The sequence below is a fragment of the Nonomuraea sp. NPDC048892 genome (assembly GCF_040649735.1).
GTDB lineage: Bacteria > Actinomycetota > Actinomycetes > Streptosporangiales > Streptosporangiaceae > Nonomuraea > Nonomuraea maheshkhaliensis.
This window is the reverse complement of the sequence record NZ_JBEZFZ010000019.1, coordinates 86,749-113,617: the sequence shown is the minus strand read 5'-3', so window position 1 is coordinate 113,617 and position 26,869 is coordinate 86,749. Positions and strand designations below refer to the sequence as shown.

Annotated in this window: 24 protein-coding genes; 5 read left to right on the top strand and 19 right to left on the bottom strand. The window is 70.2% G+C overall.

What is annotated here, in order from left to right:
• Nucleotides 1–78: 78 nt before the first annotated feature.
• Together AB0C28_RS41350 and AB0C28_RS41345 are read right to left on the bottom strand one after the other, a co-directional pair.
• Complete coding sequence (locus tag AB0C28_RS41350; protein ID WP_357858319.1) at nucleotides 79–1,518, bottom strand: ATP-binding protein; 1,440 nt, start codon at nucleotides 1,516–1,518, stop codon at nucleotides 79–81.
• The gene (locus AB0C28_RS41345; RefSeq protein WP_357858322.1) at nucleotides 1,515–2,198 is read right to left on the bottom strand and encodes a response regulator transcription factor; all 684 of its coding nucleotides are present in this window, start codon (nucleotides 2,196–2,198) and stop codon (nucleotides 1,515–1,517) included. The genes AB0C28_RS41350 and AB0C28_RS41345 overlap by 4 nt, the downstream gene beginning before the upstream one ends.
• Before the next feature lie 305 nt (nucleotides 2,199–2,503).
• Here AB0C28_RS41345 and AB0C28_RS41340 point away from each other — a divergent pair, with 305 nt between their 5' ends.
• Together AB0C28_RS41340 and AB0C28_RS41335 are read left to right on the top strand one after the other, a co-directional pair.
• The gene (locus AB0C28_RS41340; RefSeq protein WP_358080969.1) at nucleotides 2,504–2,782 is read left to right on the top strand and encodes a hypothetical protein; all 279 of its coding nucleotides are present in this window, start codon (nucleotides 2,504–2,506) and stop codon (nucleotides 2,780–2,782) included.
• Nucleotides 2,783–3,048: 266 nt separating this feature from the next.
• Nucleotides 3,049–3,963 (top strand): NAD(P)H-binding protein, encoded by a 915-nt coding sequence (locus AB0C28_RS41335; protein WP_358080839.1) that lies wholly within the window; start codon nucleotides 3,049–3,051, stop codon nucleotides 3,961–3,963.
• A 145-nt stretch (nucleotides 3,964–4,108) separates the two neighbouring features.
• On the opposite strand, the gene AB0C28_RS41330 is transcribed toward AB0C28_RS41335, so the two are convergent.
• The 6 genes from AB0C28_RS41330 to AB0C28_RS41305 form a co-directional block, all read right to left on the bottom strand.
• Complete coding sequence (locus AB0C28_RS41330) at nucleotides 4,109–6,349, bottom strand: phosphodiester glycosidase family protein (protein WP_358080836.1); 2,241 nt, start codon at nucleotides 6,347–6,349, stop codon at nucleotides 4,109–4,111.
• An 11-nt stretch (nucleotides 6,350–6,360) separates the two neighbouring features.
• Nucleotides 6,361–7,155 carry a phosphatase gene (locus tag AB0C28_RS41325; RefSeq protein WP_358080833.1) on the bottom strand — a complete coding sequence of 265 codons (795 nt, stop codon included), beginning with the start codon at nucleotides 7,153–7,155 and terminating at the stop codon, nucleotides 6,361–6,363.
• A 4-nt stretch (nucleotides 7,156–7,159) separates the two neighbouring features.
• Nucleotides 7,160–8,326 (bottom strand): ABC transporter ATP-binding protein, encoded by a 1,167-nt coding sequence (locus tag AB0C28_RS41320; RefSeq protein ID WP_358080830.1) that lies wholly within the window; start codon nucleotides 8,324–8,326, stop codon nucleotides 7,160–7,162.
• A 14-nt stretch (nucleotides 8,327–8,340) separates the two neighbouring features.
• Entirely contained in the window at nucleotides 8,341–10,023 is a 1,683-nt protein-coding gene (locus AB0C28_RS41315; protein ID WP_358080827.1) for an iron ABC transporter permease, read from the bottom strand.
• 5 nt (nucleotides 10,024–10,028) lie between these two features.
• Nucleotides 10,029–11,057: an extracellular solute-binding protein gene (locus AB0C28_RS41310; RefSeq protein WP_358080825.1), complete on the bottom strand. Its 1,029-nt coding sequence runs from the start codon at nucleotides 11,055–11,057 to the stop codon at nucleotides 10,029–10,031.
• A 106-nt stretch (nucleotides 11,058–11,163) separates the two neighbouring features.
• Nucleotides 11,164–11,940 (bottom strand): GntR family transcriptional regulator, encoded by a 777-nt coding sequence (locus AB0C28_RS41305; protein ID WP_357858343.1) that lies wholly within the window; start codon nucleotides 11,938–11,940, stop codon nucleotides 11,164–11,166.
• Between the two features lie 338 nt (nucleotides 11,941–12,278).
• Between AB0C28_RS41305 and AB0C28_RS41300 the strand changes: the two genes are divergently transcribed.
• From AB0C28_RS41300 to AB0C28_RS41290, 3 genes are all read left to right on the top strand, one after another.
• Nucleotides 12,279–13,460, top strand: coding sequence for an SGNH/GDSL hydrolase family protein (locus tag AB0C28_RS41300; protein ID WP_358080824.1), 1,182 nt, complete (start codon nucleotides 12,279–12,281; stop codon nucleotides 13,458–13,460).
• 171 nt (nucleotides 13,461–13,631) lie between these two features.
• Entirely contained in the window at nucleotides 13,632–14,849 is a 1,218-nt protein-coding gene (locus tag AB0C28_RS41295) for an MFS transporter (RefSeq protein WP_358080822.1), read from the top strand.
• A gap of 64 nt (nucleotides 14,850–14,913) precedes the next feature.
• Nucleotides 14,914–15,609, top strand: a complete 696-nt coding sequence (locus AB0C28_RS41290; protein ID WP_357858351.1) for a CGNR zinc finger domain-containing protein — start codon at nucleotides 14,914–14,916, stop codon at nucleotides 15,607–15,609.
• A 52-nt stretch (nucleotides 15,610–15,661) separates the two neighbouring features.
• On the opposite strand, the gene AB0C28_RS41285 is transcribed toward AB0C28_RS41290, so the two are convergent.
• The 11 genes from AB0C28_RS41285 to AB0C28_RS41235 all read right to left on the bottom strand — a co-directional run bounded on the left by AB0C28_RS41285 (nucleotide 15,662) and on the right by AB0C28_RS41235 (nucleotide 26,842).
• The gene (locus AB0C28_RS41285) at nucleotides 15,662–16,936 is read right to left on the bottom strand and encodes an extracellular solute-binding protein (RefSeq protein ID WP_358080820.1); all 1,275 of its coding nucleotides are present in this window, start codon (nucleotides 16,934–16,936) and stop codon (nucleotides 15,662–15,664) included.
• Nucleotides 16,937–17,201: 265 nt separating this feature from the next.
• A complete protein-coding gene (locus AB0C28_RS41280) occupies nucleotides 17,202–17,822 on the bottom strand; it encodes a nuclear transport factor 2 family protein (RefSeq protein ID WP_358080818.1) in 621 nt (206 codons plus the stop codon).
• Complete coding sequence (locus AB0C28_RS41275; RefSeq protein WP_358080816.1) at nucleotides 17,815–19,254, bottom strand: aldehyde dehydrogenase family protein; 1,440 nt, start codon at nucleotides 19,252–19,254, stop codon at nucleotides 17,815–17,817. The genes AB0C28_RS41280 and AB0C28_RS41275 overlap by 8 nt, the downstream gene beginning before the upstream one ends.
• Nucleotides 19,255–19,271: 17 nt before the next feature.
• A complete protein-coding gene (locus AB0C28_RS41270; protein WP_358080814.1) occupies nucleotides 19,272–19,955 on the bottom strand; it encodes a 3-oxoacid CoA-transferase subunit B in 684 nt (227 codons plus the stop codon).
• Entirely contained in the window at nucleotides 19,952–20,614 is a 663-nt protein-coding gene (locus AB0C28_RS41265; protein WP_358080812.1) for a 3-oxoacid CoA-transferase subunit A, read from the bottom strand. Before AB0C28_RS41265 ends, AB0C28_RS41270 begins: the two co-directional genes overlap by 4 nt.
• Entirely contained in the window at nucleotides 20,611–21,804 is a 1,194-nt protein-coding gene (locus AB0C28_RS41260; RefSeq protein ID WP_358080810.1) for a thiolase family protein, read from the bottom strand. Before AB0C28_RS41260 ends, AB0C28_RS41265 begins: the two co-directional genes overlap by 4 nt.
• 28 nt (nucleotides 21,805–21,832) lie before the next feature.
• A complete protein-coding gene (locus tag AB0C28_RS41255; protein WP_357858371.1) occupies nucleotides 21,833–22,915 on the bottom strand; it encodes an ABC transporter substrate-binding protein in 1,083 nt (360 codons plus the stop codon).
• Nucleotides 22,916–22,921: 6 nt separating this feature from the next.
• Nucleotides 22,922–23,911 carry an LLM class flavin-dependent oxidoreductase gene (locus AB0C28_RS41250; protein ID WP_358080808.1) on the bottom strand — a complete coding sequence of 330 codons (990 nt, stop codon included), beginning with the start codon at nucleotides 23,909–23,911 and terminating at the stop codon, nucleotides 22,922–22,924.
• On the bottom strand, nucleotides 23,912–24,988 hold the full coding sequence (locus tag AB0C28_RS41245) for an ABC transporter substrate-binding protein (protein WP_358080806.1): 1,077 nt from the start codon (nucleotides 24,986–24,988) through the stop codon (nucleotides 23,912–23,914).
• Between the two features lie 33 nt (nucleotides 24,989–25,021).
• Complete coding sequence (locus AB0C28_RS41240) at nucleotides 25,022–25,888, bottom strand: hypothetical protein (RefSeq protein WP_357858382.1); 867 nt, start codon at nucleotides 25,886–25,888, stop codon at nucleotides 25,022–25,024.
• Between the two features lie 63 nt (nucleotides 25,889–25,951).
• Nucleotides 25,952–26,842 carry a DUF6282 family protein gene (locus AB0C28_RS41235; RefSeq protein ID WP_346113479.1) on the bottom strand — a complete coding sequence of 297 codons (891 nt, stop codon included), beginning with the start codon at nucleotides 26,840–26,842 and terminating at the stop codon, nucleotides 25,952–25,954.
• Between the last annotated feature and the right edge of the window lie 27 nt (nucleotides 26,843–26,869).

Sequence of the window (26,869 nt, the reverse complement as noted above, 5' to 3'; positions counted from 1 at the left end):
GGACCCAGGCCGTCCCGGATCCTTTCATGGACCCGACGGTCGCCGCCCTTTGCTCCTGCGCCGCGCCGCCGGGGCGGTTCAGCGCACCGCGGTGTCCTCCCCGGCGGTGAGCCGCGCGATCGGGGCGGCCGGAAGGTCGACCCGAAGCAGCGCGCCACCGCGTGGGGAGCGGGCGACGGTGGCCCGGCCGCCGTGGGCGTCGACGACCCGCTGTACGATCGACAGCCCCAGACCGGATCCCGGCAACGCCCGGGCGCTGTCGGCACGGTAGAACCGGTCGAACACCCGCGGTACGTCGGCGGCATCGATGCCCGGCCCGGCGTCGTCGACCTCGAGCACCGCCGACGCGCCCTGGGCACGGAGCCGGACCTGGACCGGTTGGTCCACGGGGGACCATTTGCCGGCGTTGTCGATGAGGTTGAGCACCGCTCGTTGGAGCGCGGCGGGACGCCCGCTCACCCACACGGAGGTCACGTCGAGCGCGACCTCGATGTCGGGCACGCGGGAACGCGCCTGGGTCGCGGCGGCCACCACTACGTCGGCGAGGTCGAGCAGTTCGGTGCTCTCGTCGCTGACGTCACCGCGCGCCAGGTCGGTCAGCTCGGCGACAAGGGTGCTCAACTCGGCCACCTGAGCGCCGAGATCGTTGAGCAGCCGGGTCCGGCTCTCCGCCGGCAGTGCGCTGTCCAGGGTGCCGCGCCGATCGAGCCGGATCAGCAGCTCGATGTTGAGGCGCAGGCTGGTGAGCGGGGTCTTGAGCTCGTGGGCGGCGTCCTCGGCGAGCAGCCGCTGGGCCCGCCGGGAGTCCCGGAGCGCGGCGAGCATGTCGTTGATCGACTGGATCAGCCGCCGGATCTCCCCACCGCCCTCGTCCGGGATGTCGGCGTCGAGATCCCGGGTGCGCGCGACACGGACCGCGGCGGCGGTCAGCCGGTCGATCGGTGCCAGCCCGGTCCGCGCCACGGCCCGCCCGACAAGGGCGCCGCTGACCACGCAGAGCAGCCCGATCAGCAGCATGCCCAACCCGAACCGGTTGATCGGGCTGTCGTCGGCGACGCGGGCCACCTGGACCGCGCCGTCGCCCGCCCGCAGCGTGTAGATGAGGTAGCCGTCGTCGTCGCTGTCGCCCGACTCCATCAGGTCGGCCGACGCGCCCCGCGCCACGCGCCCGGCGTGCTCGCTGACCGGGGGCAGCGCGGGTTGGCCGGCCGGCGTCCGGATCGAGCCGTCGGGCAGGATGACCCGCACCAGCCGACCGGATCCGGGATACGGCAGTAGCTGGACCTGCGCCAGACCGGCGCGCTCCGCGTTCGTCGCCAGGACGCGGGAGTCGGCGCGTAACTGATCCTCCGCGGTGTCCTGCAGCTCCCCGTCCAGTAGCTCGCTGGCCACCTGGAAGGCCACGAACACGCTGACCGCGATGGCTATCGCCGCGATCACCGTCAGCCTGGTCCGCAGGGACCGCCGGCGCCACCAACGGGTCAGCCGGCGCGAACCCCGGCCGGCGGGCCTGCTCACGGAGGAGTCTCCCGCAACGTGTACCCAAAGCCGCGCAGCGTGTAGATCAATCGCGGCTCACCCTCGGCCTCCATCTTGCGGCGCAGGTAGCTCACGTACACCTGGAGGTTGTTGGAGGTGACGCTCATGTCGAAGCCCCAGATCGCCTCGAACAGCGCATCTCGGGTCAATACCCGGGTCGCGTTGCGCACGAGGATCTCCAACAGGGAGAACTCGGTCCGGGTCAGGCGGAGCGGCCGCCCGCCCCGCCACGCCTCGAACCTGTCGGGATCGACCCGGACGTCGGCGAACGTCAGGATCTGCGACTCATCGTCGCCCGGCGCGCGGCGGCGCAGCAGGGCCCGGACCCGAGCCAGCAACTCCTCCGTGGCGAACGGCTTGGGCAGATAGTCGTCGGCGCCCGCGTCCAGCCCCGCGACCCGGTCGGAGACCTGATCCCGGGCGGTCAGCATCAGCACCGGCAGGTCCCGACCCGCCGCCCGCAACCGCCGGCAGGTCTCCAACCCACCGAGGCGGGGCATCATCACGTCGAGGATCAGCAGATCCGGCGCGTCGCCACCGACCCCGTCGAGCACAGCGAGACCGTTGGCGACAGTGCTGGTGTCGTAACCCTCGACCTGGAGCACCCGCTCCAGCGACTCACGGATGGCCGCCTCGTCATCCGCGATCATGATCCGCACGCCGGCCCGCCCCCCTCCAGTCGATGCTTTAGCCGCTCATTGTCCCCGATCAACCTGAGGCCAGGATTAGAGCGTCGCCGCTGTGGTACCCGCGGGCCGTGCTCTTACGGATGCCTAAGTGGTCCGGCCCGGAAGTCTCTCGGGGGTTGACGGGCTGGGGGCGGCCCTGCGCGGACGTTCAGGTGTCGATGCCGGTGACACACAGGTCGCAGACCAGGTTCAGGGCCTCTTGTTGAGTGCCGGTGAACCAGGGTGCGGCTTCGTAGCGGTCGTTGCTGGGGGTGTGGATGGCCAGCCCCCAGTAGGTGGCCGAGCCGCCGGAGTTTCGCCGGCAGACGGTGGAGCTGGTGCGCGCGGGACGGACACCGGAGGAGCTGGCCAAGGAGTTCCAGCCCTCCGCGCAGTCGATCCGTACCTGGGTGCGCCATGCCGATCTGGATGACGGCCGCCGCCAGGACGGGCTGACCAGCGCTGAGAAGGACGAGCGCCGACGCCATTCCGCCAACGGCCAGCTCAGCGCACCCGAATACGAACGTCGACACATGCTCAAGAACGCCCAAGACCTCGACTATGCTGCCGCGTAGTCGCAAGCCCTGATGTGTCTACCGAACCGGGGCAACTCCACCCGGGCCACCAGGGCCGTGTAGACGGCTTGTCCTTTCCGGTCATCGCCTTTGCCGACCGCCGTGACGACAGAGGGTAGGCATCCTGAAATGACTGAGATGGCCGATGCAGGACCGTTCTTCCGTTCGGGGACGAAGGTGCCGCGGAGTGGCAGGCGGTGCACGCCGATTGGCCCGCGCGCCGAATGCGGAGGGCGCCGAGCAGGCGGAAGGAGAGCGAGCGACTGATGGTTGCCGGGAACCTTGTTCTCCTCGCCGGCGCAGGTGGGACAGGCCGCACGGTGCTCGACCAGTTGCGGGCGCAGGGCGTGCCAGTGCGGGCGATGGTCCGCCGTGACGACGAGCGTGCGGCCGAGTTGCGTGCCCTCGGGGCGGACGTCGTCGTCGGGGACCTGACTCGGCCCGAGGACGTCGCGGCCGCGCTGGAGGGCGTCGGGCGGATGTACTTCTCGATGCCCGTGTCACCGGACCATTTGCTGGCGGCGACCGTGGTGGCCACCGTGGCGCGGGAAGGTGGAGAGCTGGACGTTCTGGTGGGTATGTCACAGATGGTGGTGTCGGAGATGACCGCCACTGGCGCCGGCGGGGTGGAGTCGCATCAGCAGCGGCTGCACTGGCTGGCTGAGCAGGTATTCGATTGGTCTGGCCTGCCAGTGGTGCACATCCGGCCGACGGTGTTCATGGAAAATCCGCTGTTCACCGCGTTGGCCGCCCGGTCCATCCGGGAGACCGGCACGATCGCGCTGCCATTCGGCACCGGACGCACGGCACCGGTCGCCGTGGACGACGTCGCCCGGGTGATCACCACCGTGCTCCGCGACCCAGCCCCGCACGTCGGGCACGCGTACGAGCTTGCCGCGCCACGCATGGTCGACATGACCGAGATGGCGGAGGAGTTTTCACGGGCGCTGGAGCGTCCGGTGTCCTATGTGGATGTGCCGCTGGACCGGTGGCGGGCGGAGGTGCTCGCCGAAGCGGGGCTGCCGCCCCATGTTGAACAGCACCTCGCCACCATCTTGATCCGGCTGCACGAGGAGAACCGCTATGACGGCCCGTCCGACGACGTCGAACGCGTGACGGGCGTACCCGCCCAGACGATCGAGGCGTTCGTGGCTGCTCGCAGGGACTTCTACCTGGGTTGAGCCGCGGCGGTCGCCGACACGCAGCACCCGCACGGCGGGTTCGGGACGGCGGCTCGGAGAAACGGACCGGTGGCAACACCGACACCGCGCTCCGAGCCGACCGCACAAGGCCACGTCAAGGTCCAGGGGGACCGCGCCCGGACGGTCAGCCGGCGGCTACGGCGGTCAGTTCGTCCAGGACCAAAGTGCCGGTGTAGCGGGTGTCAGGGTTGATCTCGTTGAAGAAGATGCGGCGCAGGCTCACCGGGTACGCCATCCCGTCCGGCACGTCGTACGTGATCTGCTGCCAGCCGGGCTCGGTGATGAAGGCGGGTTCGATCGTGTGCAGGGTGCCGTCGCGGTCGACGACCTCCAGGCGGGTCCGCTGGTCGTGGCCTTCGGAGTTCACCCACAGCTTGAACGCCGTCGGCTGCCCGGCCACCGGGAGAAGGTTGGCGGACGGCCAGATGCCGACGCCGCGCGTCTCCGTGCTCTGGGTGAAGTCGTAGTCCAGCTTCAGTCCGTTCCCGGCGTGGCCGTCAGGGGTGGAGGAGGCGGTGCCGGTGGCGCGCAGGCTCCAGAAGTTCCAGTTCGAGGTGTCGTCGAAGGTGTCCACGACGTCCTGGGACGTCCCGATGCCGACCACCAGCTCAGTCCGCACGCCGCCGGCGGACACCGTGACGACGTGCTCGCCCTCGGCAGCGCGGGCGGTGACGGTGAACGCGCCGGTGCCGGTCGCGGCCACGGCCAGCGCTGTCTTGTCGTAGGTGAGGTGGACGTCGGCGGGGTCGATGGGGGCCGCGTAACCGGCGGAGTCGGCGCCGTTGACCTCGAAGGTTGCCTGGGCGCCCTTGGTCAGCAGGTTGATGCGGCGGGTGCCGGTCTCCAGGCGGGCCAGCCGGCCCAGCACGGTGAGGTCGATGTCTCCGGTGGCCTTGCCGTGCTTGGCCGTCACGGTCGTCTCACCGGACGACAGCGCGCGGAAGACGCCGGAGTGGTCGACGCGGCCGATGCGGCTGTTCTTGATCCGCCACTGCGGCTTGATCGTGCGGGGCAGCTGGGCGGGACCGTACGTCTCGTCGTACGCGGCCGCCGTCAGCCGGCGGGTGAGGCCGGGGAAGACCCGCTCCGTCCGCCACGACGCGGCGGCCGAAGGCCCGGGGAATCGGTCGCGTTCGGTCGCCGTGTCCACCCAGAAGCCCTTGGCCTTGCCACTGCCGGCAGGCAGGAACAGGGCCAGCCCGGTCGGCACGGGACGGGTGCCCGCCGCGTCGGACGGCCGGTTGACGAGGTCTGCCTGCTTCTGGCCGGGTTCGCGTACAACGAGCGTCGTCGAGCCGCCGCCGTCGAGGTTGAGCGCGCTGTGGGCGCCCAGGCCGGCCATCATCTCGGCCAGCTCGTTCAGCCCGATACCGCGGGAGAACTCGGGCTGCCGGCCGTCCACCGCGACCAGCCACATCTTGGTCCCGTCTGCGGAGAAGCCGACGGCGGTCCTGGGCTCCGGCGTGTTGTTCTCGGGCGGGAGTTCGAGCGGCTTGCCGTCCGCGACGATGAGCTGTCGTCCGCTCACGGCCGCCTTGACCTTCATGTCGCCGGGAGCCCGTACGGCATAATCCACGGAGACCGGGTCGCCGACCCGCAGCGCGGACAGCGCGTCGGCACCGGCCTCGCGTCCTACCAGCACGAACGTGCCTTCGGCGAGCGCGCCCTCGCGGGGGACCTCCACCATCTCGGCCACGACGCCGTCGCGCACGACCACCTCGATGGTCCGGGCGACGCCCCTGACCGGATGGCAGCGGCAGTAGGTGCCCCAGACCGGGGTGAACATCCCGATCTGGTCCTTGAGCAGCTCGGCCTTGTTGAGCGCGTCCAGCGGGACGGTCCTGCCGGGCAGCTTGACGGTGCCCTCGAAGACGATCTCGCCGATGGCGCCGACCTGGTCCTCGGAGAACATCACCGCGGTCTGGTCCGTCTGCGTCGCCTTGGTGTTGGGCAGCGGCGACTGCAGCAGCTCGCCGTCCTGAACGGCCACGCCCCAGGGCGCGCCGGAGGCGGCGATGTCGAAGTAGTCGGCGTTCGTCGCCGCGATGGCGCCCGCTTCGCGTGCCATGTCGAGCAGCGGCCGCCGCGCGGCGACCTGGCCGGGGAACAGCCGCCCGATCCGCGCGCCGGCCTTCAGGTCGACGGACATCTGGTACGTCTGCAGCCAGCCGGGCTCCCCGGTGGCGCCGTCGGGCCCGTACAGCTCGACCGTGCTCAGCTCGACGCCAGGAGCGACCGGCTGAGTCTCCCGGTAGGTCTCGGTGCGGCCATCGAGCACGACCGCGGCGGCGGGAGCCGGTGTTCCCGCGTACGCCGGGCCGGTCAGGACGAGGGCGAGCGCCGTGGACAACAAACTCCATCGCATCAGAATCCTCCTCAAACAGCGATACCGGCCGCGCGCCGGAGCATGTACGCGGTCACCGGCGCGAACTCGGCGGGCGTGAAGTTGTCCTCGATCGGCAGGACGTGCTCGTGCCGTCCCCTGGCGCGCGCCAGGAACAGGGCGATGTCGTTGGCGTCGGCGATCGACAGCGTGCGCAGGCCTGCCGCGATCGCCGCGCCCGCCATGCCGTGGTCGGCGAGCACGAGATCGATCTGCGGACCACCGGCGATCATGGCCTCCATGTAGTCGGGCCGGTGGGTGTGCAGGATCGCCTCGTCGTGGAAGGCACACGCGACCCCGCCGAAGAACCGGATCCCCGTCTCGCCGGCGACGTGGGCCCCGACGGCGCGGTCGAGCCGGTGGTCGTCGAGGACGCGGACGATCCTGTTGCCCGTGTTCCGCAGCGCGCGCGCCAGGTCGGCGTAGTGGTCGAGCAGCCCGGTCGGGTGCCCGGTCGCCAGCAGCACCGTGCCGCCGCCGCCCCGCAGGAAGGGGACGAGGGCGTCGGCGTGGGCCAGGATGCCGGCCAGCGTGTGCTCGGGCGCGATGTACCCGAGCTCGGGGTCGCCGTCCGTGATGCGGTCGCCGATGCCGGCCTCGACGGCGGTCACGACCTCGTCGAGGGACGCGGTACACCAGTCCTCCAGGCCGAAGGTGTTGTCGGGGTCTCCTTTGAGCAGCTTGTGCGCGTACGCCAGTGACTGCCGGCGGACGGTCCTGATGCCGCCGGACAGGCTCCGCTCGACGAGCAGGTCGCGCAGGTCCGCCTCTTCGGATGCGATGCCCATGCGGTCAGCTCGCCGCCGCCGCGACGGCGAGCCGGGCGGCGGCTTCCGGTGGGCGCCACGCGCCCTCGACCCTGGGGAACGCCCGCGCCGCGCCCTTGCCGATGCTCAGCCGGACGTTCGCGCCGGGCGACCAGTCGCTCTGGGCCGAGTGCACGATCACCACCGAGCCGCCGACCTCGACATAGGTGCGGACGACCGGGCCCAGGAACTGCACGTCGCGGATCACGCCGCGCAGCGCGCCCGCGCCGGGGGCCTCCTCCTCGCTGAGCGAGCTGAGCGTCACGTCCTCGGGGCGTACCGACACATCGACCGGCGAGCCGGGCGAGCCGGGCGAGCCGGGCGAGCCGGGCGACATGGGGGACATGGGGGACGATGTGCTCGCGGGCGTCGCGGGGAGCACGGCTCCCGCGACGTTCACCTCCCACGAGTCGTCCGACCCCCCGGCGTACTCCCCCGCCAGCCAGTTCGTGATCCCGACGAAGTCGGCGACGTACCCGTTGGACGGGGCCAGGTAGATCTCGTGCCCGCTGCCGAGCTGTTCGAGCGAGCCGTCCTTCATGACGGCGATCCGGTCGCCCAGGGCCAGCGCCTCCTCCTGGTCGTGGGTGACGTAGACGATCGTCGTCCCGGTGTCGCGCTGGATCTCGCGCAGCTGGGTGCGCAGCTGGATGCGGGTCTTCGCGTCGAGGTTGGACAGCGGCTCGTCCATGAGCAGCACCGACGGCCGGATCGCCAGCGACCGGGCGACGGCGACGCGCTGCTGCTGCCCGCCGGACAGCTCGTTCGGCCGCCGGCCGCCGAGGCCCGTGAGGCCGACCAGCTCCAGCGCCTCCCCGGTACGGCGGGCCCGCTCGTCCTTGGGCAGCTTCTGCGCCTTCAGCCCGAACTCGATGTTCTCCGCGACGGTGAGGTGCGGGAAGATCGCGTAGTCCTGGAACACCATGGACGTCGGCCGCGCGTCGGGCCCGTACCCGGACACGTCCACGCCGTCGATGAGCACGCTCCCGCTGTCCGGCCGGACGAACCCGGCGATCATCCGCAACGTGGTGCTCTTGCCGCATCCGCTGGAGCCGAGGAGGCAGAGGAACTCGCCGCGGCCGACGACGAGGTCGAGGTCGCGAACGGCCGGCACCCCGTCGAACGACTTGCACAACGACTTCAGTTCGATCATGAAATCTCCAGGTGTCACAGGTCGTAGAGCCGCAGCCGGGAGCCGAGGGCGAGCTTCGCGACGGCGAGCCCGGCGAAGCTGACCACCATCAGGCCGGCCGCGACGCCGGTCGCGGCGCCCCACTGGCCGAACTCGGCGAGGTTGACGATGGTGGGCGCGCCCAGGCCGATGCCCGGCGAGGTCAGGAAGATCACGGCACTCAGCGTGTTGATCGCGTGGAGGAACCCGAACACGAGCGACGTGGTGAACGCGCCGCCCAGCAGGGGGAACATGATCTGGACGATGACCCGGGCGCGCGAGGCGCCGAGGTCGGTGGCGGCCTCGTCGATCGACGGGCTGATCTGGTTGATGGTGGTGACGGCGGTGCGGTAGCCGACCGGGATCGCCCGTACGACCATGACCAGCACCAGGATCAGCGCGGTGCCGGTCAGAGCGATGGGAGGCTGGTTGAAGGTGAGCAGCCACGAGATGCCGATCATCGTCCCGGGGATGGCCGACGGCAGCACCGCGAGCCCGTCGATCACGCCGCGGCCGAAGACCCGTGTGCGGTGCACGACGTACGCGGCGACCAGCGTGCTGATCGTCGTGATGATCGCCGCCGTGGCGGAGAACAGCGCGGAGTTGCGGATGTCGTCACCGCGCAGGAGCGCCGTCTGCCAGTGGTCCAGCGTGAGGCTCCAGTCCGCGCCCCACGCCCGGGTGAACGAGCCGGCCAGGATGCTCCCGTAGATGAGGATCATCAGGACGCTGACCAGGCCGAGGACGGTGAGGAGCCCGCGCCGCACGGCCGCGGGCAGCGGCGCGGGCGGCAGGCTGCCCGTCTTCCCCGACACGGTGACGGCGGAGCGCCGCGCGAGGACGCGGCGCTGGATCAGGAAGAGGATCAGCGTCGGTACGAACAGCAGCACGCACAGCACCGCCGCCATCCCGAAGTCCTGCCGGCCCACCGCCTGCACGTACGCCTCGACCGAGAGCACCTGGTACCCGGCGCCGATGAGGACGGGGTTACCGAAGTCGGTGATGACGAACATGCCGACGAGCAGCAACGCGTTCAGGATCGTGGGGAACGCCAGCGGCAGCGTGACCCGGCGGAAGGTCTGGAACCAGGCCCAGCCGAGGTCCCTGCTGGCCCACTCCAGGGTGGAGCCGATGTTCTTCAGCGTCGGCAGCAGGGTCAGCGTGGCCATGGGGAAGAAGGCGAGCGTCTGGACGAGCCAGAGCCCGCTGAGGCCGAGCAGGCTGATGTCCAGACCGAGCAGCTCGTGCGTGATCAGGCCGCGCCGCCCGAACAGCAGCAGCACCGCCAGGCCGACGACGAACGGCGGCGAGATCAGCGGGAGCAGGGCCATCACCCGCAGCACGGCCCGGCCCTTGATGTCGGGCCGGCTGAGGGCGTAGGCGAACAGGAAGCCGACCAGGGTGGCGCTCAGCGTCGAGGCCACGCCGATGACGGCGGTGTTCTTCGCGGCCGTCGCCACGCGCGGCTCGGCCAGCCTGCTCCATGCCTCGCCGTCGGGCTCGAACAGCATGGCCACCGTCGGCACGAGGACGAGCAGGAGGAGCAGGCCGGCGACGTAGGCGACGAGCGTGCCCACCGTGATCCGGTCGGCCAGCCGGCGTCTGCGGCTGCGCTTCTGCCAGTCCGGCCGGGCCGCCTGCCCCGAGCGCGTATCACCCGTGAGGGTCGTCGAGGGCACGGGCATCAGACCCCGTACCGCTTGGCGAACTCCTTGGACACCGCGTCGCGCATCTCGCCCGCCCGCACCGGGTCGTAGTCGACCAGGTCGAGCTCGGCGAGGCCCTGCGCGCCGTCGGGCAGGTCCACGTCGCTGCGCACGGGGTAGGAGTGGACGAGGTCGACGATCATCTGGGACGCCTTCTTGCCCTGGAGCCACTGGACGAGCTTCTCGCCGCCCTGGGGGTTCGGCGACTTCTCGACGAGCGCGTTGCCGGAGATGACGACGCCGGTGGGCTTGGGGTAGACGAGCTCGATGGGGAATCCGGCCCCGCGCACGTTGAGCAGGTCGTGGGCGAAGGAGACGCCGGCGGCGTACTCGCCGGTGGCGACCAGTTGCGACGGCGCTCCCCCGCTGTCGGTGTACTGGCCGATCAGCTTGTGGAACTCGTCGAGGAACTTCCACGCGCCCGCCTCGTCGCCGTGGCGGAAGATCTGCGTCGCCACGAACGTGTACCCGGTGCCGGACAGCGTCGGGTTCGGCATGACGAGCTGGCCCTTGAGGTCGGGGCGCAGCAGCTCGTCCCACGTCGTCGGGAGCGGGGCGCCGCCGGTCTCCTCCTTCCACCGGTCGGCGTTGACGCCGACGGTCATCAGGATGAGCTCGTTGGCGTGCCAGTAGCCCTGGAGGTCGAGGAACCGCTTGTCGATGCCCTCGGCAGCGGGCTTGAACGACCGGATCAGCTTCTCCTTGGCGAGCGGTCCCGCGTCCCCGCTGGCCAGGCCGATCACGTCGGCCGCCGGCCGGCCGGCCTCGGCCTTCAGCCGTGCCAGCAGCTCGCCGGCGCTCTGCCGCAGCACCTCGACCTCGATGCCCGACTCGGCCTGGAACGCCTCGGCCAGCCGCCGGGCGGGCTCCTCCGGCATCGGCGTGTACCAGGTCACCGTGCCACCCGACGCGGCGTCGTCGCCGCCGCCGGATCCGCAGGCCGACCCGGACATGAGGAGTGCGAGAGAGAGCGCGCCTGCGGCGACTCGTAACAGGGACTTGTGCATGAGTGACCGCCTTCGGATCGATGCGCCCCCAGGAAGGGACGCAAGGTCACAATGCACGAAATGGTGTTATCTGTGCCGCGAGGTGTCAATACCTCTTGTAGACCAATCAGCCCAGTGAGTGTGTCACTCCACGGGGGTGTCCGAGGTCCTCCTCAGGGGTCGCGGTCAGGTCCAGCTCCGATGTGATCATGTAGCGGTCGCCGCGGAACAACGTCTGGGTGAACTCGATCGCGACGCCGTCCGACGTGCGGGTCGCGGTCCTGAACAGGAACGCGGGAGAGTACGGCGGCGCGTCCAGCACGGCCGACTCCTCCTGGCTGAGCACCGTCGGCTCGATGGTCTGCGTGCCCGCCGTCACCTTCAGGCCGTACCGCTCGGAGAGCAACCGGTAGAGGGACTTCTCCTCCAGCTCCTCGGCGGGCAGGCCGGGCACCAGCGCGTCGGGGAGCGTCGTGGTGGCGAGCGCGATCGGGTCGCCGTCGGCCAGCCGCAGCCGGCGGATGGTGACGATCATGTCGGATGGCGCGATCTGCAGCCGCCAGCTCATGCGCACGCCCGCGTCGGAGCGCTCCACGCCGACGACGCGGGTCGAGGGCGTGATGCCGCGCCGGCGCAGCCCCATCGAGAACGACGACGCCGTCGGCGACTGGGTGATCGTGGGCCGCGCGACGTAGGTGCCGCTGCCCTGCTTGCGGATGAGATGACCGTCCCTGACCAGGTCGTCGACGGCGCGCCGCACCGTGAGCCGGGAGACGCCGCAGTCCTCTTCGAGCACTCGCTCCGGCGGGATCGGATCTCCCACGTTGAGGTCTTCGAGCAGGCTCATGATCCGCTCGCGGACCATGTTGTGCTTGCGCCCGCGAGGAGCGTCCGCGTCGCTCACGTCCACCCCCTTCTACCCCTTATGGCCCTTCATGGCGACAGCCGCACTTCTCCCGCATTTTACGCCACGGCCACGGATTGGTATTGACGACTTGTATACCAACTCTTACAGTCACCGAAGAATCATGACCTTCCGGTGAACCAGGGCGGGGCGCGACGACGCCACCGCCACTCCTCCGTCCCACGGCTGGCCGCGACCGTCAGGCCGGGTCCGATCATCGTCGCATCAGGGCCGACGCTTGACCACCCTGCCCCGACCGCGCCTTCCCCCGACTGGCCCCCGACCGGCCCCCGACCGGCCTCAGCCCTGAACAGCATCGTTCCGACAAGGGAGCACCGATGGGCAACCACCTGGTCAATCGACGTCATCTCTTCGGGCTCGCGGGCGCCGGCGGCGCCGCCCTCGCGGTCCCCAGCCTGTTATCGACGCCGGCGCACGCCGCCGCCCCGCACCGGCCCGCCGAGTGGCCCACTGAGTTCGCCGAGGTGACGCCCAGCATCGAGGCCGACATCGCCTGGTACGACGTCTCGCGCTGGGGCGTCGAGGGCAAGGGCTGGTCCGGCACGGCGGCCTACTACGACCGGCTCCCGGCCAAGGCCGAAGGCGTCGTGACCCCCGAAGTCTGGGTGCGCGGCCGCAACTCCTCGGGGCTCCTGACCCGGTTCGTCACCGACTCGACCATCTTCCGGGCCCGCTACCGGCTCAGCCTGGCCACCATCGCGATGTACCACATGCCCGCCATCGGCCACAGCGGCGTGGACCTGTACGCGCGCACCCCGGAAGGACACGACGCCTGGCTCGCCAACACCCACCCGACGGCGCAGAACGTCGACCAGCAGATGGGCATCGCGGTCGACCCGGGAGAGCGCCTCTACACCGCCTACCTGCCGCTGTACAACAGCCCGCAGCGGCTGGAGATCGGCGTCCAGGCCGGCGCCAAGTTCCTCGGGGCCGCGCCGCGCACCACCCCACCCGTCGTCTTCTACGGCAGCTCGATCATGCAGGGCGGCGTGGCGTCCAGGCCCGGCATGTCCATCACCGCGCTCCTGGGCCGCCGGCTCGACGTCCCCACCGTCAACCTGGGCTTCTCCGGCAACGCGCGGATGGAGCCCGAGATCGCCCACCTGCTCACCGAGCTCGACGCGTCCGTCTACGTGGTCGACAGCTCCCCCAACATGAACCCGCAGCAGATCTCCGAACGCGCGGAACCCTTCGTTCGCATCCTGCGCGCGGCCCGCCCCGACACGCCCATCCTGATGGTCGAGGACCGCCGGTACGGGGACGGCCAGTTCGTCGAGTTCCGCCGCACCCGCAACGCCCAGAACGCGACCGCCCTGCGCACGGCCTTCAAGAACCTGCACCGCTCCGGCGTCGGAGGTCTCTCCTACCTCTCGGCCGACGAGCTCCCCGGGCCTGAGGAGCTGGTGGACGGCTCGCACCCGAGCGACCTCGGAATGATGACGTACGCCAACGCGTACGAGAAGGCCCTGCGCCCGCTCCTGAACCGACGCGCCCACTGAGGATCACGACCCCACCCATGTCAGCCGGATACCGTCGTCGTACCGCCTAAAGCGCATTGACTGGTAGCAGACACATGTCTACTCTGTGGTTGAACAGTAGATCCCTGCGTTTCGACCACAGAAAGCTACCTTCGTCATGCCAAACGATGGTGAACCGGCTGAGGAGACCGCGTGCAAGAACGCTTCGGAAGCAAGTCGGCGATCGTCGCACTGACCGCCCTGACCCTGGCCGTGTTCATCTACGTGACCACCGAGTCGCTACCCATCGGCCTGCTCCCCCAGATCGCCCAGGATCTCGGCACCAGCCCGTCAGCGGTCGGGCTCCTGGTCACCGGATACGGCCTGATCATCGTGCTGGTGTCCCTACCACTCGCGCGGCTGACTCGCCGGCTGCCCCGGCGGCGGCTGCTGTGCGTCCTGTTGGGCATCTTCGTCGTGGCGACCTGCCTGTCGGCCATGGCGGGAAACTACTGGCTGCTCATGGGCGCCCGGATGGTGACCGCGCTGAGCCAGGCGCTGTTCTGGGCCATCGTGACGCCGGCCGCCGCCGGCCTCTTCCGGCCCGAGGTGCGCGGCCGGGCCCTGTCCATCCTGTACGCCGGCGCCTCCAGCGCCGCGCTGACCGGCATCCCGGCCGGCACGTGGCTCGGCCAGCAGACCAACTGGCGGGTCGCGTTCCTCGCGCTCAGCGGCCTGGCCCTGCTCGTCCTCGCCACGATCGCGGCCGTCCTGCCCGACGCGCCCGCCGGGCAGGGCGCGGCCGACCGCGGCAGCGCGCCCGACCGCGGCCGGTACCTGTCGATCGTCGCCACGACGGCGGTCGCGGTCACCGGCGCGTTCGCGGCGTTCACCTACATCAGCCCGTACCTGATCGACGTCAGCGGCTTCACCGAGTCATCGATCGGCCCGCTGCTGCTGGCACGCGGAATCGCGGGCCTGGCCGGGGTGTTCGTGGTGGGCTATCTCGTCGACCGCCACGGCTGGATCACCATGACGGGGCTCATCGGCCTGCAGACGCTGGCGCTCGCCGGGCAGTACGCGTTCGGCGCCTCCCCGGTCGGGGCCGTCATCGCGATCTCCTTGTCCGGTTTCACGCTCGCGGGCCTGACCGCCGTACTGGGGTCGCGGGTGCTCGTGTACGCGCCGGGCGAGTCCGTCATGGCGAGCGCCGCTACCTCCACGGCGTTCAATGTGGGAATCACCGCGGGCGCGTTCCTCGGCAGCGTGCTCCTGCCAGGTCCTGGCGTGCGCAGCACGGCACTGGCCGGGGCGCTGCTCAGCCTGGTGGCGTTCGCCATTGTGCTGGCCGAACCGGTCGTGTCCAGCCGACGGAGGATCACGTCGGCCATGACAGGCGACCCCCTGCCCGAGAGCACCCGGGTCATGTGATCCGATGCCCAACGCGCCGAACCGTGCAACCCCCTTGGCCGACTTGAGTGGTAGCCTCAACGGCATGTCACTCGACGTGGGACACCTCCCCCTGGTCGGCGGGCACCCCGCGCTCGATCTGGTCAACACGCTCGAACGAGGGACACCGCTCGACGGCGGGCCGCCCCACGACTCCCTGTCCGACACCTCCGCGTTGCTGCGCTGGACGGCCAGGGCAGGCCTGATCAGCGACGCGGAGCGCGATCGGGCCGACCGGGCGTGGCGCGACGATCCCGCTTCGGCGCAGGCGGGACTGGCCGCGGTACGGGACATCCGGGAAGGGCTGCACGTCGTGGTGCTCGCCATGATCCGGCCCTCCGACGGCGGGCCGGCGGGCGACGCGAGCGGCCCGGCCGAGGGGGACCCGATCGCGGCCGGGGCCGCGCTGGTCGCACTGCACGAGCGCTGGGCCGGGGCAGCCGCCAGAGCCGCACTGGTGCTCGACCGAGGCGACCCGCCGCAGGTGCGGCTCACCTACGGCACGATACCCGCCATGCTGATACCCGACCGGGTCGCCGAGGCCGCACTCGACGTTCTGCGGACGGCCGACCTGACCCGGGTACGCCGCTGCCCCACACACGAGGGCGGCTGCGGGTGGCTGTTCCTCGACCAGAGCCGCAACGGCTCCCGCCGCTGGTGCCGCATGGCCGACTGCGGCAACACGGCCAAGGCGCGGCGGCTCACCGAGCGCCGCCGCGCCGCCCGGGACGACAGCCTGTAGGCCCCATTCGTCCTTCGCCGGGCGGCCGCCGCTGAGAAGACCGGCGTGGCACTCAGCCCGCGAGCAGGGCGTTGGCCTCGGTGATGAGTTTCTGCGCCGCCTCGTCGGGGCTCATCCGGCCGAAGACGACCTCTTCGCCGTAGCGCCTGATGACGTCCTCCATCGCACTGGAGCCCCTCGGCGGGGCGGCGGGCGGATCGGTCAGCTCGTCACGGATCTCGTTCACGAACGCCATCGTCTTCTGGTCCGCGGGCGGCAGCTTGGCACTGATCGCCGCCAGCACCTTGGAGTTGGCCGGCAGGCCGCGGTCGCTGAGGACGATCTCACCGGCCTCGCTGGAGTTGACCATGAAGTCGATGAACTTCGCCGCCTCGGCCGGGTGCTCCGATTTGGAGGAGGCGGTGTAGAGCATGGCCGGCTGCAGGAACATGCCGCCGGTCGTGGCGCCCTCGGCCTTCGGCATCCGCAGCAGTTCGAGATTCTGGCCCGAGGCCTTGGCGGCCGCGCCGAGCACGTTGCTCCACATCATCATCGACGCGCCGGTGTTGGTGCCGATCAGCGTCTGTTCGATGCCGATGTCGTACAGTTCGGAGCTCTTGGCGGCGCCGGGTGAGCCCTTCGTCTTGATCAGGTCCTGCGCGATGGCCATCCAGTCCTTGATCGTCTGCTGGGACACGCCGAGCTTGTTGCCGTCGTAGAACTTCTCACCCTTCTGCGCGGCGTAGATCTGCAGGTACGCGGGGTTCCAGTTCAGCTGCGTGCCCGTGACCTTGCCGCCGCTGCCGACGGTGACCTTGGAGCTCAGCTCGACGAAGTCCTTCCAGGTCCACGAGGCGTCGTCGGGCAGTGCGGCCTTGGCGCCCTCGACCAGGGCCGGATTGAGCACCATGGAGTAGGCGTTGACGCCGGAGGGGATGGCGTACTGCTTGCCGTCGACGACGCCGGTGGCCAGCACCTTGGCGTCGATCTCGGAGGTGTCGACCTTGGAGGCCAGCTCGGCCAGCGTGCCGCGTTCGGCGTACTCACGCAGGCCACGGATCTCCAGGGTCATGACGTCGGGCGCGTCCCTGCCCGCGACCTGCGTGGACAGCCTTTCGTAGTAGCTGGGGAAGTCGGAGACCTCGGCCTCGACATCGATGCCCGGGTTCTTCGCCTCGAACTTCGCGATCGCCGCGTCGGTCATCTTCTGGCGCGCGTCGCCACCCCAGTAGGAGAAGCGCAGCTTGATCCCGCCTCCGCCGCTCTCGCCGCCGCCGCAGGCCGCGGTGACCGTCAGCATGGCTGCGGCGAGTAAGGCCGACGACCAGATCTTCTTGCCAGAGCTCACGGCTCTACCTCCTGCGGGTCTTCTGTTGGGGGGGTGGAAGGCGTCTTCGGCACTGCGGCGCCCAGCAACACGGGATCAACGGCCCGGTGTCGGCCCGGTGGCGGATCGCACACATCCGGGCGCTCCTGATGGGGGTCGAGGGGTGGCTCTGCGCATCGGTGCGACAACTGTACTGACGATGTCAGAGAAAGTCAGCAAAGATCACCCTCGAACCGCGCCGCTCTCGCACGCCGGCGCCCGCGGCGCGCCGACCACTATCCCTTGCCTATCCCTTGCCGCTGAGCCAGGCGGTCTCCCCCTGGTGGAACGCGTCGAGCTCGGCCCGCCGGTCGTCGCCGAGCAGGTCCTGGCTCACCTTCACGCCGCGGGTCGACTGGATCCAGGTGAGGAACCGGTAGGACGGCCGAAGCTCGGCGAGCTGGGCCACGTCCACCGGGAGCGCCTCACCCGCGTACACGGGGCGCAGCTCGTCACGCTCCAGCAGGACCTCGAAGCTCATCAGCTTCCACCGCCCGTCCTCCCGGACTGCACGGGAGAAGAACCGGCAGTAGGCGTGGAAGTCGACCTCCACTCCCTCCACCGTGGTCCGGTTGAAGATCTTCGCCGGGCTCTCGACGGTCGCCCGGTCGCCCTCGACCCGCGCGTAGGCGGGGAAGACCCAGTGCTTGCTGTTGCCGGTCCGCGCCATCCACTTCTTCGTCGCCTCGACGTAGGCCTCGCCGCCGCGTCCGTCGTACCACGTGGTCCTGACGTAGGCGTCGTCGTGGAAGCAGTCACGCATCACGTCGAAGAGCCGCTGGTCGCGGGCGAAGCGTTCCCGCCGCACCAGGTCGAAGAGCTCCTCGCGGTCCAGGAGGGCCGCCAGCCGCTCGCTGTGGTCAGGCATGCTGTCCTCCCGGATAGCCGAGCACGGCCTTGACCTCGAGGTACTCCTCGAAGCCGAACCGCCCGAACTCTCGTCCGTTCCCTGACTGCTTGTAGCCGCCGAACGGCAGGCTGCGGTCGAACGGAGCGCCGTTGAGGTAGACGCGGCCCGCACGGATGCGGTTGGCGACCCTGCGGGCGCGGTCGGGGTCCTTCGACTGCACGAAGCCCGCCAGCCCGTACGGCGTGTCGTTCGCGATCTCGACGGCCTCGTCCTCGCTCTCGTAGAGCAGGATCGACAGCACGGGGCCGAAGATCTCCTCGCGCGCGATCCGCATCCGCGGCGTGACGTCGCCGAACACGGTCGGGCGGACGTAGAACCCCTTGTCGAGCCCGTCGGGGCGCTCAGGGCCGCCGGCCACGAGCGTCGCGCCCTCGTCGATCCCCGACTGCACGAGCGCGGTGACCTTCTCCAGCTGAGCCTGGCTCACCACGGGCCCCATCGTGGTCGACGGATCGAACGGATCCCCGAGACGGACCTCCTCGACCGCCTGTCGCGCGGCGGCGTACGCCTCGTCGCGCTGCGAGCGGTGCACGAGCATCCGCGTGGGCGACTGACAGTTCTGGCCGCCGTTGGTGTAGCACGCGTGCACCCCGGCGACGACCGCGGACGCGAGGTCGGCGTCGGGCAGAATGATGTTGGCCGACTTGCCGCCGAGCTCCAGCGCGACGCGCTTCACCGTGTCGGCGGCGAGCTTGGAGACCCTGATGCCGGCGCCGGTCGAGCCGGTGAGTGAGACCAGGTCGATGCCGGGGTGCGCGGCGATGGCCTCGCCGACCGTGGGACCGTCACCGTTGACGAGGTTGAACACGCCGGGCGGCAGCCCGGCGTCGTGGATGACCTCGGCCAGCACCATGGCGCTGAGCGGCGCGATCTCGCTCGGCTTGAGCACCACGGTGCATCCCGTGGCGAGGGCAGGGGCCACCTTCGACGCGACCTGGTTCAGCGGCCAGTTCCACGGCGTGATGAGACCGCAGACGCCGATCGGCTCGCGCCGCACGATCCCGGCGCCCATCTCCTCCTCGAAGCGGTAGTCCGCGAGCACGCGGGCCGCCTCCTCGAAGTGGAACAGCGCCACCGTGGCCTGGCGTTGCGTCGAGAACGTGATCGGCGCCCCCATCTCGCGCGTCATCGTCTCGGCGATCTCGGGCAGCCGGGCCCGGAAGCCGGCGATGATCCGCTCAAGGTACTCCAGCCGCTGCTCCACGCTGACCTGCGCGTACGTGACGAAGGCCGCGCGCGCCGCCGCCACCGCGCGGTCGACGTCCTCGGCCGTCCCGAGGCTGATCTCCGCGAACGTCTCCTCGGTCGCGGGGTCGAGGACGCCCAGGGTCCGCGGCGTGGCCGGATCGACCCACGCACCCCCGATGTAGAACTGGTGCCTGGTGGACATGTCGCTCTCCAACCTCCTCATGGTGTCGCCGCGGCGAGCGGGACGTCGAGGCGCGAGCGGAGCTCGTCGAACGAGATCCCCCACGTCTCCCGGACGAGGACCTGGTCCTCTCCGGTGATCTCGAATATGGCGACGTCGGTATAAATCCGGTTCACGCAGCGCAGCGCGGTGAGCGGATACGTGCACTCCCTGACGAGCTTCGGCTCGCCCTTCCTGGTGAACAGCGACATCAGCACGAAGACCTGCTTGGCGCCCACGGCGAGGTCCATCGCCCCGCCGACCGCCGGGATCGCGCCGGGCTCGCCGGTGTGCCAGTTGGCCAGATCCCCCGCCGCCGAGACCTGGTAGGCGCCGAGGACGCACAGGTCGAGGTGGCCGCCGCGCATCATGGCGAACGAGTCGGCGTGGTGGAAGTACGCGGCGCCGGGCAGCTCGGTCACCGGGAACTTGCCGGCGTTGATCAGGTCGGGATCGATCTCGTCGCCCGTCGCCGCCGGCCCCATGCCGAGCATGCCGTTCTCGGTGTGCAGGATGACCCCCGCCTCCGGGGGGAGGTGGTCGCCGACGGTGGTGGGCTGGCCGATACCGAGGTTGACGTACGCGCCGGAGGGAATGTCGCGCGCGAGCACCTGCGCCATCTCGTCCCGTCCGAGCGGGCCGCGGCCGGTGTGCTCGGCGATGCTCGAAGACACCATGCTCATGACGCCACCCGCACGATCCGGTCGACGTAGATGCCCGGGGTGACCACGGCCTCGGGATCCAGCGCTCCCGGCTCGACGACGTGCTTCACCTGCACGACGGTGGTCGTCGCGGCCGTCGCCATGACGGGATTGAAGTTGCGTGCCGTCTTGCGGTAGACGAGGTTCCCGAGGGTGTCCGCGGTGTGGGCCTTGATGAGCGCGACGTCGGCGGCGATGGGCAGTTCGAGGACGTACGTCCGGCCGTCGATCTCGCGGGTCTCCTTTCCCTCCGCGAGGAGGGTCCCGGCTCCGGTGCGGGTGTAGAACCCGCCGATCCCGGCTCCGGCGGCGCGCATGCGCTCGGCCAGGTTCCCCTGCGGCACGACCTCGAGCTCGATCTTCCCGCCGCGGTACAGCTCCTCGAAGACCCAGGAGTCCGTCTGCCGGGGGAACGAGCACACGACCTTCCGCACCCGCCCGGCCGCGAGCAGCGCCGCGAGCCCGGTGTCCCCGTTGCCCGCGTTGTTCGACACGACGGTGAGGTCGCGCGCTCCCTGCCGGATCAACGCGTAGATCAGGTCGAACGGCATGCCGGTCGTGCCGAAGCCGCCGACCAGCACCGTCGAGCCGTCGGCGATGCCGCTGACCGCCTCGTCGACGGAGGTGCAGAGCAGCGTCATGCCACGTTCTCCAGCACGACCGCCAATCCTTGACCCACACCGATGCAGATGGCCGCCAGGCCCCATCGTTCACCGGACTCCACCAGCCGCGCCGCGAGGGTCCCGAGGACGCGCCCGCCCGAGGCGCCCAGCGGGTGCCCGATGGCGATCGCCCCACCCTTGGCGTTGACGAGCTCGGCGTCCCGCAGCCCGAGCTTGAGCCAGGCGTCGACGCAGGCGATCGACTGGACGGCGAACGCCTCGTTCAGCTCGACGGCGCCGACGTCCGCCCAGGTGATGCCCGCCCGCGCGAGCGCGCCGTTGGCGGCCTCGACCGGGGCGTAGCCGAACTGCTGCGGCTCCAGCGCCGACCAGCCGCGACCGGCGATCCGCGCGACCGGGTCACGGCCGATGCTCTCGGCAGCGCTCGCCGAGCCCAGCAGGACCGCGCTCGCGCCGTCGTTCAACGGTGAGCAGTTGCCGGCGGTGATCGTCCCGTCGGGCCGGAACGCCGGCTTCAGCTTCGCCAGCGCCTCGAGCGAGGTGCCGGCCCGGATGCTCTCGTCCTGGACCAGGTCGGCGCCGGGGACGGGCACGACGAGGTCGTCGTAGAAGCCCTTCGCCCACGCCTCCGCCGCCAGGCGGTGCGAGCGGGCGCCGAACTCGTCCTGCCGCTCGCGCGAAATCGAGAACTTCTCCTGCAACTGCTCGTTGCACTCGCCCAGCGAGACCGTCCACTCGGCGGGCATCCGCTCGTTCACCAGGCGCCAGCCCAGCGTCGTGGAGACGGCGGTGACGTCGCCCGCCGGGAACCGGCGCGACGGCTTCGGCAGGACCCAAGGCGCCCGCGTCATCGACTCCACGCCTCCGGCGATCGCGATCTCCGCGTCGCCGACCTCGATCATGCGGGAGGCCATCATGGCGGCGTCCAGCGACGAGCCGCAGAGCCGGTTCACCGTGGTGGCGGTCACCGAGACGGGCATGCCCGCCAGCAGCACGGCCATCCGGCCGACGTTGCGATTGTCCTCGCCGGCACCGTTGGCGTTGCCCCAGAACACGTCATCGACCAGGCAGGGATCCAGGCCCGGCGAGCGGTCGAGAAGTCCCTTCAGCGCGGTCGCGGCCAGATCGTCGGTCCTCGTGTCGGCCAGGGCTCCGTTGAACCGGCCGAACGGGGTCCGGACCGACGCGTACACGAATGAGCTGCTCATCGGAGCGTCTCCACTTCCTGCCCCATCTCTAGGAGGCGTCCTTCGCTTGCTTGCGGATGTCGTCGTAGGAGAAGTCGTTGATGGCCTTGAGAAAGTCGCTCGTGTAGATCTCCGTGGCCGGGAACGCCTTGTCCACGAGCCCGGCGGAGGCCATGAACTCGACCATCCCGGTCGCCGCCTTCGGATCGATCCGGCCCCAGTTCTTGTCCTCGACCCCCTGGTCGGCCAGCCGGACCTGGAGGATCTTGACCTGGGACGCCATCGCGTCCTTCTCCGGTCCGCTGCCCCTGGTCTCCGGGTGGAGCTTCCACAGGTCTCGGATCGCGGCCTCGGGGTTGGCCTGGGCGAACGCGAATCCCTTCGCGATGGCGCGGCCGAACCGCTCCAGGACGTCCTTCTTCTCGTCGATCGTCTTCCGCGTCGCGGCGAACCCGCCGCCCCAGATGCCGGCGGTCTGGGGCACCGGCAGCGGGGTGAGCGCGATCCCCGCGTCCTCGACGATCGCGTACTGGGTGTCCCAGAGGGCCAGCGCGTCGACCTGGCCGCTCTTGATGGCGTTGATCTGCTGGGCGCCGGCCCCGATCGGCACCAGGGCGGCCGCGTTCTCGCCCATCCCGTTGAGCTTGATGGCGGTCCTGGCGAACGTCCCGCCCGAGCTGGCCACCGCGGTCACCCCGATCTTCTTGCCCTTCAGGTCCGCGACGCTCTTCACGGCCGAGCCCTGGGGCAGCGCCAGGCTGTAGATCCAGTGCGGGTAGTACGACGCGAAGTAGACCAGGCCCAGGTTCTTGGCGTGACCGATCGCGACCGGCTCGCCGGTCATCAGTCCGATGTCGGCGCCGCCGGCGGCCAGTTGCTGCGCCGACTGCGTGCCGGAGGGGAACAGGTTGACCTTGACGTCGAGCCCTTCCTCCTTGAAGTAGCCCTCGGCCTCGGGGACCACCAGGGTGGTGTAGCCGGCGTTCCAGCTGGGCGCGCTCAGGGCGAACGTGACGGTGTCGAGGCCGCCGCCGCCCGCCGAGTCGCTCCCCTCAGAACCGCACGCGCTCAGCGTGGTCACCAGGAGGATGCCTGCGAACAGGCCGGTCAAGCTCTTGAGCCGTCTCGTCATCGTCGATCATTCCCCATCCGAGCTTGTGATCGCGTCGGAAGTCGTCGTGTCGTGCCAGTGCGGAAGGACGTGCCGCCCGACGAGGTCGAGCGTGTGGCGGGCGACCTCCGGCGGCGTGCCGAACGGGGCGACCCGCAGCTGGACGGACGTGACCCCCGCCCGGACGTACCGGGCGAGCGTGGCGTCGATCTCGTCGGGGGTGCCCACCATGGGGAGCTCGAGCTCGGCAGGGCCGTCCGCACCCATCCATGAGCCCCGCTCGGTGTAGTAGTCGGTCGCGGCCTTCAGGTGGCGCGCGGCGAGCTCGCGGGCGGTGGCGGCGTCCTCGTGGACGACGCAGAACCGGGTGGTGGCGACCACTCCCCCGCTCCCGCCCGGCCGTCCGCCGCGATGGGACCAGTAAGCGGCCGCCTGCTTGATCAGCAGGTCGTCGCAGTAGTTCGTCGCGCCGTAGAAGCCGTCGGCGAGCGTCGCGGCCCGGCGGGCCGAGGCGGCCACCTTGCCGCCCACCAGGATCCGCGGCCCGCCGCGCCGCACCGGCGGCGGGATCGCCACCGGCGCATCGGTGCTCGCGCCGGCGGACCAGGCGTCGCGCAGCCGCTTCAGCGTGGCGTCGAAGGCCGCGCCGGCCGGACCCGACGCGGGCAGCCCGGCCCGCCGGGCGACCTCCGGGCTGCCGAGCCCGAGGCCGAGGGTGAGCTTCCCGCCGCAGAGCTGGTCGAGCAGCGCGGCCTCGTAGGCCAGCTTCTCCGGACTGTACGCCCGCAGGAGCAGCACCGCCGATCCCAGCGCCAGGGACGTCCGTCCGGCCAGATGTCCCAGGACCATCAGGACGGACGGGAGGTGGAACGGCTGAGCGGCCGCGTGATAGCTTTCGCCCACCCACGCGGAGCCGAAACCGTGCCGCTCCGCGCGGGCGAGCATCGTGACCGCGCGATCCACCTGCGGGCGGACCGGCTCCTGGGAGCTCAGGTCGAGCGCGACCCCCAACCGCATTCAGCCGGCGCTTTCTGCTTGCTTGATGACGTCGTCGTAGGAGAAGTCGTTGAACGCCTTGAACATCGCGTCGGTGTAGACCTCCTTCGCCGGGAACTTCTTGATCAGTCCGGCCGAGGCCATGAAGTCGAGCGAACGGGTGAACGCGGCCTCGTCGATCCGGCCCAGGCTCTTGTCGTCGAAGCCCTGTCCTTCCAGGCGGACCTGGAGGACCTTGACCCCGTCAGCCAGCGCCTTCTCCTCCGGTTCCGACCCGCGGGTCTCCGGGTGGAGCTTCCACAGGTCGCGGATCGCGGCCTCGGGGTTGGCCTTGGCGAAGACGAACGCCTTCGCCACCGCACGACCGAACCGTTCGAGGACGTCCTTCTTGGCCTCGAGGTTCTTCCTGGTCGCCGCGAAGCCGCCGCCCCACGCGTCCGCCGTCTCCTTGACCGGAAGCGGCGTCAGGGTGACGCCGGCGTTCTTGACGATCTGGTACTGGATGTCCCAGAGCGCCAGCACATCGACCTGGCCGCTCTTGATGGCGTTGATCTGCTGGGCGCCGGCGCCGATCGGCACCAGGGTGGAATCGTTCTCGCCCATCCCGTTGAGCTTGATCGCGGTCCTGGCGAACGTCGCGCCGGAGCTCGCGACCGCGGAGACGCCGATCTTCTTGCCCTTCAGGTCGGCGATGCTCTTCACGGCCGAACCGTCCGGCACCTGGAGGCTGTAGATCCACTTCGCCCAGTACGAGCTGAAGTAGGCCAGGTCCAGGTCCTTGTCGTGCCCGATGGCCACGGGCTCGACCGTCATGAGGCCGAGGTCGGCTCCGCCGCCGGCGACCTGCTGCGCTGCCTGCGTGGCCGAGGGGAACAGGTTGGTCGTGACCTTCAGACCCTCCTGTTCGTAGAAGCCCTCGGCCTCCACGACGGCCATGACCGCGTAGCCGGCGTTCCAGCTCGGGGACGCCATCGCGAACGACACCGGCGTCAGCCCGCCGGACTTGGCCGAGGCTGCCTCGGGTTCGCTGTCGGAACCGCACGCGCTCAGCAGCGCGGTCGCGCACAGGATGGCGAGCGTACCACTCGCGACTTTCATGGCTCGTCTGGTCTTCACGACGGAACCGCCCTCTTACTGGTTGGGGAGTGGGTAGGTGTCTTCGTTGAGCACCCGGCCCGGCGTCAGGGAGAAGTCCAGACGCGGCGGGCAGAAGATGTCGATCAGCTGGTTGGTCCCCGAACCAACAGCTTCACTGGTGTGGATCATGGGCGGAGGGATCACGGCCACCGAAGGACTGCCGCACCGCAGGTGCCGGTCGTCGCGCCACTCGGTGCGACGCTTGGACCACGGGGTGCGCAGGTGGTGGACGTACTCCCCCTCCACGGCGAGCGAGCACTGCTCGAAGTCGTCGTGGTCGTGCGGAGAAAGGGTGTTCGGGTCACGCGGGCCGATCCTGGGCGCCAGGAAGTTGATCATGAAGGTGCTGCACCGCACGATCTGGCCCGGGCGGATGGCGTCCTGCGTCACCTCCAGGTCGGCCAGCCGGTAGGCCCGGATGCGATATCCCTCCTTCGGGTCGGGCCACGGCTCGAACGGCTTGGTGTTCGGGTGCGGCTGCGCGTACGAATCGCGGTTGCGCGCCTTGTCCATCAGGTCGGTGGACCGGGAGCTGAACAGCCGCACGACGGTGCAGTCGGCGACGCCGACGATCGCGCTGCCGCCCGGCGGGACCATCACCACCGCCTTGCCCGAGACCCGCTCGGCCTCCCGCGACGCGCGGACCTCGACGCTGCACTCCTCGTAGGGGAGGATCAGGACGTACTCGTCCGGCTGATCACTCCGCTCCAGCACGTCGCCGGCGACCAGCGTCGTGTAGGCGAGCACGAAGTTGTGCCCGCGGAAGTACCACGTCGACGAACCGCCAGGGGTCGTCTCATCGGGATCGCCCGTACCGAGGTAGGAGAACTCCGCGTCGGGCGGGGTGGCCAGGGTGGTCATCGTCTGTCCTCATCAGTCGTAGGGGGTGTGGTTGTCTTTCTGGCCGGGGGCAGGACGCCGGGCTCAGTCGTCCAGGCCGAGCAGGAAGGCCGGGTTGTCGCAGAAGATCTGCCGCAGCGACCTCTCGTCCAGGCCGAGGTCCAGCAGCGCGGTCGCGACGCGAATGTAGGAGTCCACCGGCAGCGGCCGATCCTTCTGACCGAGGTCGGAGGCGACCACGGTGTGCTCAGGGCCGATCCTCTCGATCCAGTCCAGGAGGACCTTCGGGTCCCACTTCTTGGTCCCCTCGGGGTCGTAGAAGCCGGTCTCGTGCTCGATGAACGCTCCGTAGCCGACGAGCTCACGACACTTCGCCTCGTCAGCGCCGATGACGTAGTCGGGATGGTTGAGCAGCATCCGGGTGACACCCTTGTCCTTGGCCGCGGCGAAGAGCTGGGTGATCGACTCGGTCTCCATGTGACCGCCGGTCACCATCGCGCCGCTCTCCTTCACCAGGTCGAGCACCTCGTAGACCTCAGGGATGAGCTCACCGTCCTCCTGGTGGATGTCGACCCGGGACGACGGCACCTCGACGGTCGCCGTGGGGAAGCCGACGCCCTCCGGATGGCACTCGATGTGCCGACCGGCCGAGAACGTCGGAAACCACACGGCCTTGCCCCCCATGCGCAGTGACATGGCCACCGCCTGCGGGTTGATGCCGCCGACCATGCTGTTCAGGGTGATGCCGCCGAAGACCGGGGTGCTGATCTTCGCCAGCCGGTCGCTCATCGAGAGCAGGTCCATGACGGTGTTGTGGTGGTGGGACTTCACCAGCACGCCCCGCATGCCGAGCCGCTCGCCGTCCTTGCCGGCCTCGGCGTGGTCGATGCGTCGAGGGAACGGGTTGGGGCCGGAATGGCAGTGCAGGTCAACGCAGCCATTCAGCAGCTTGACGATGGCGGGGGTTTGAGTCATGAAGTCTCCAGGCGCCGACGGTGCTCT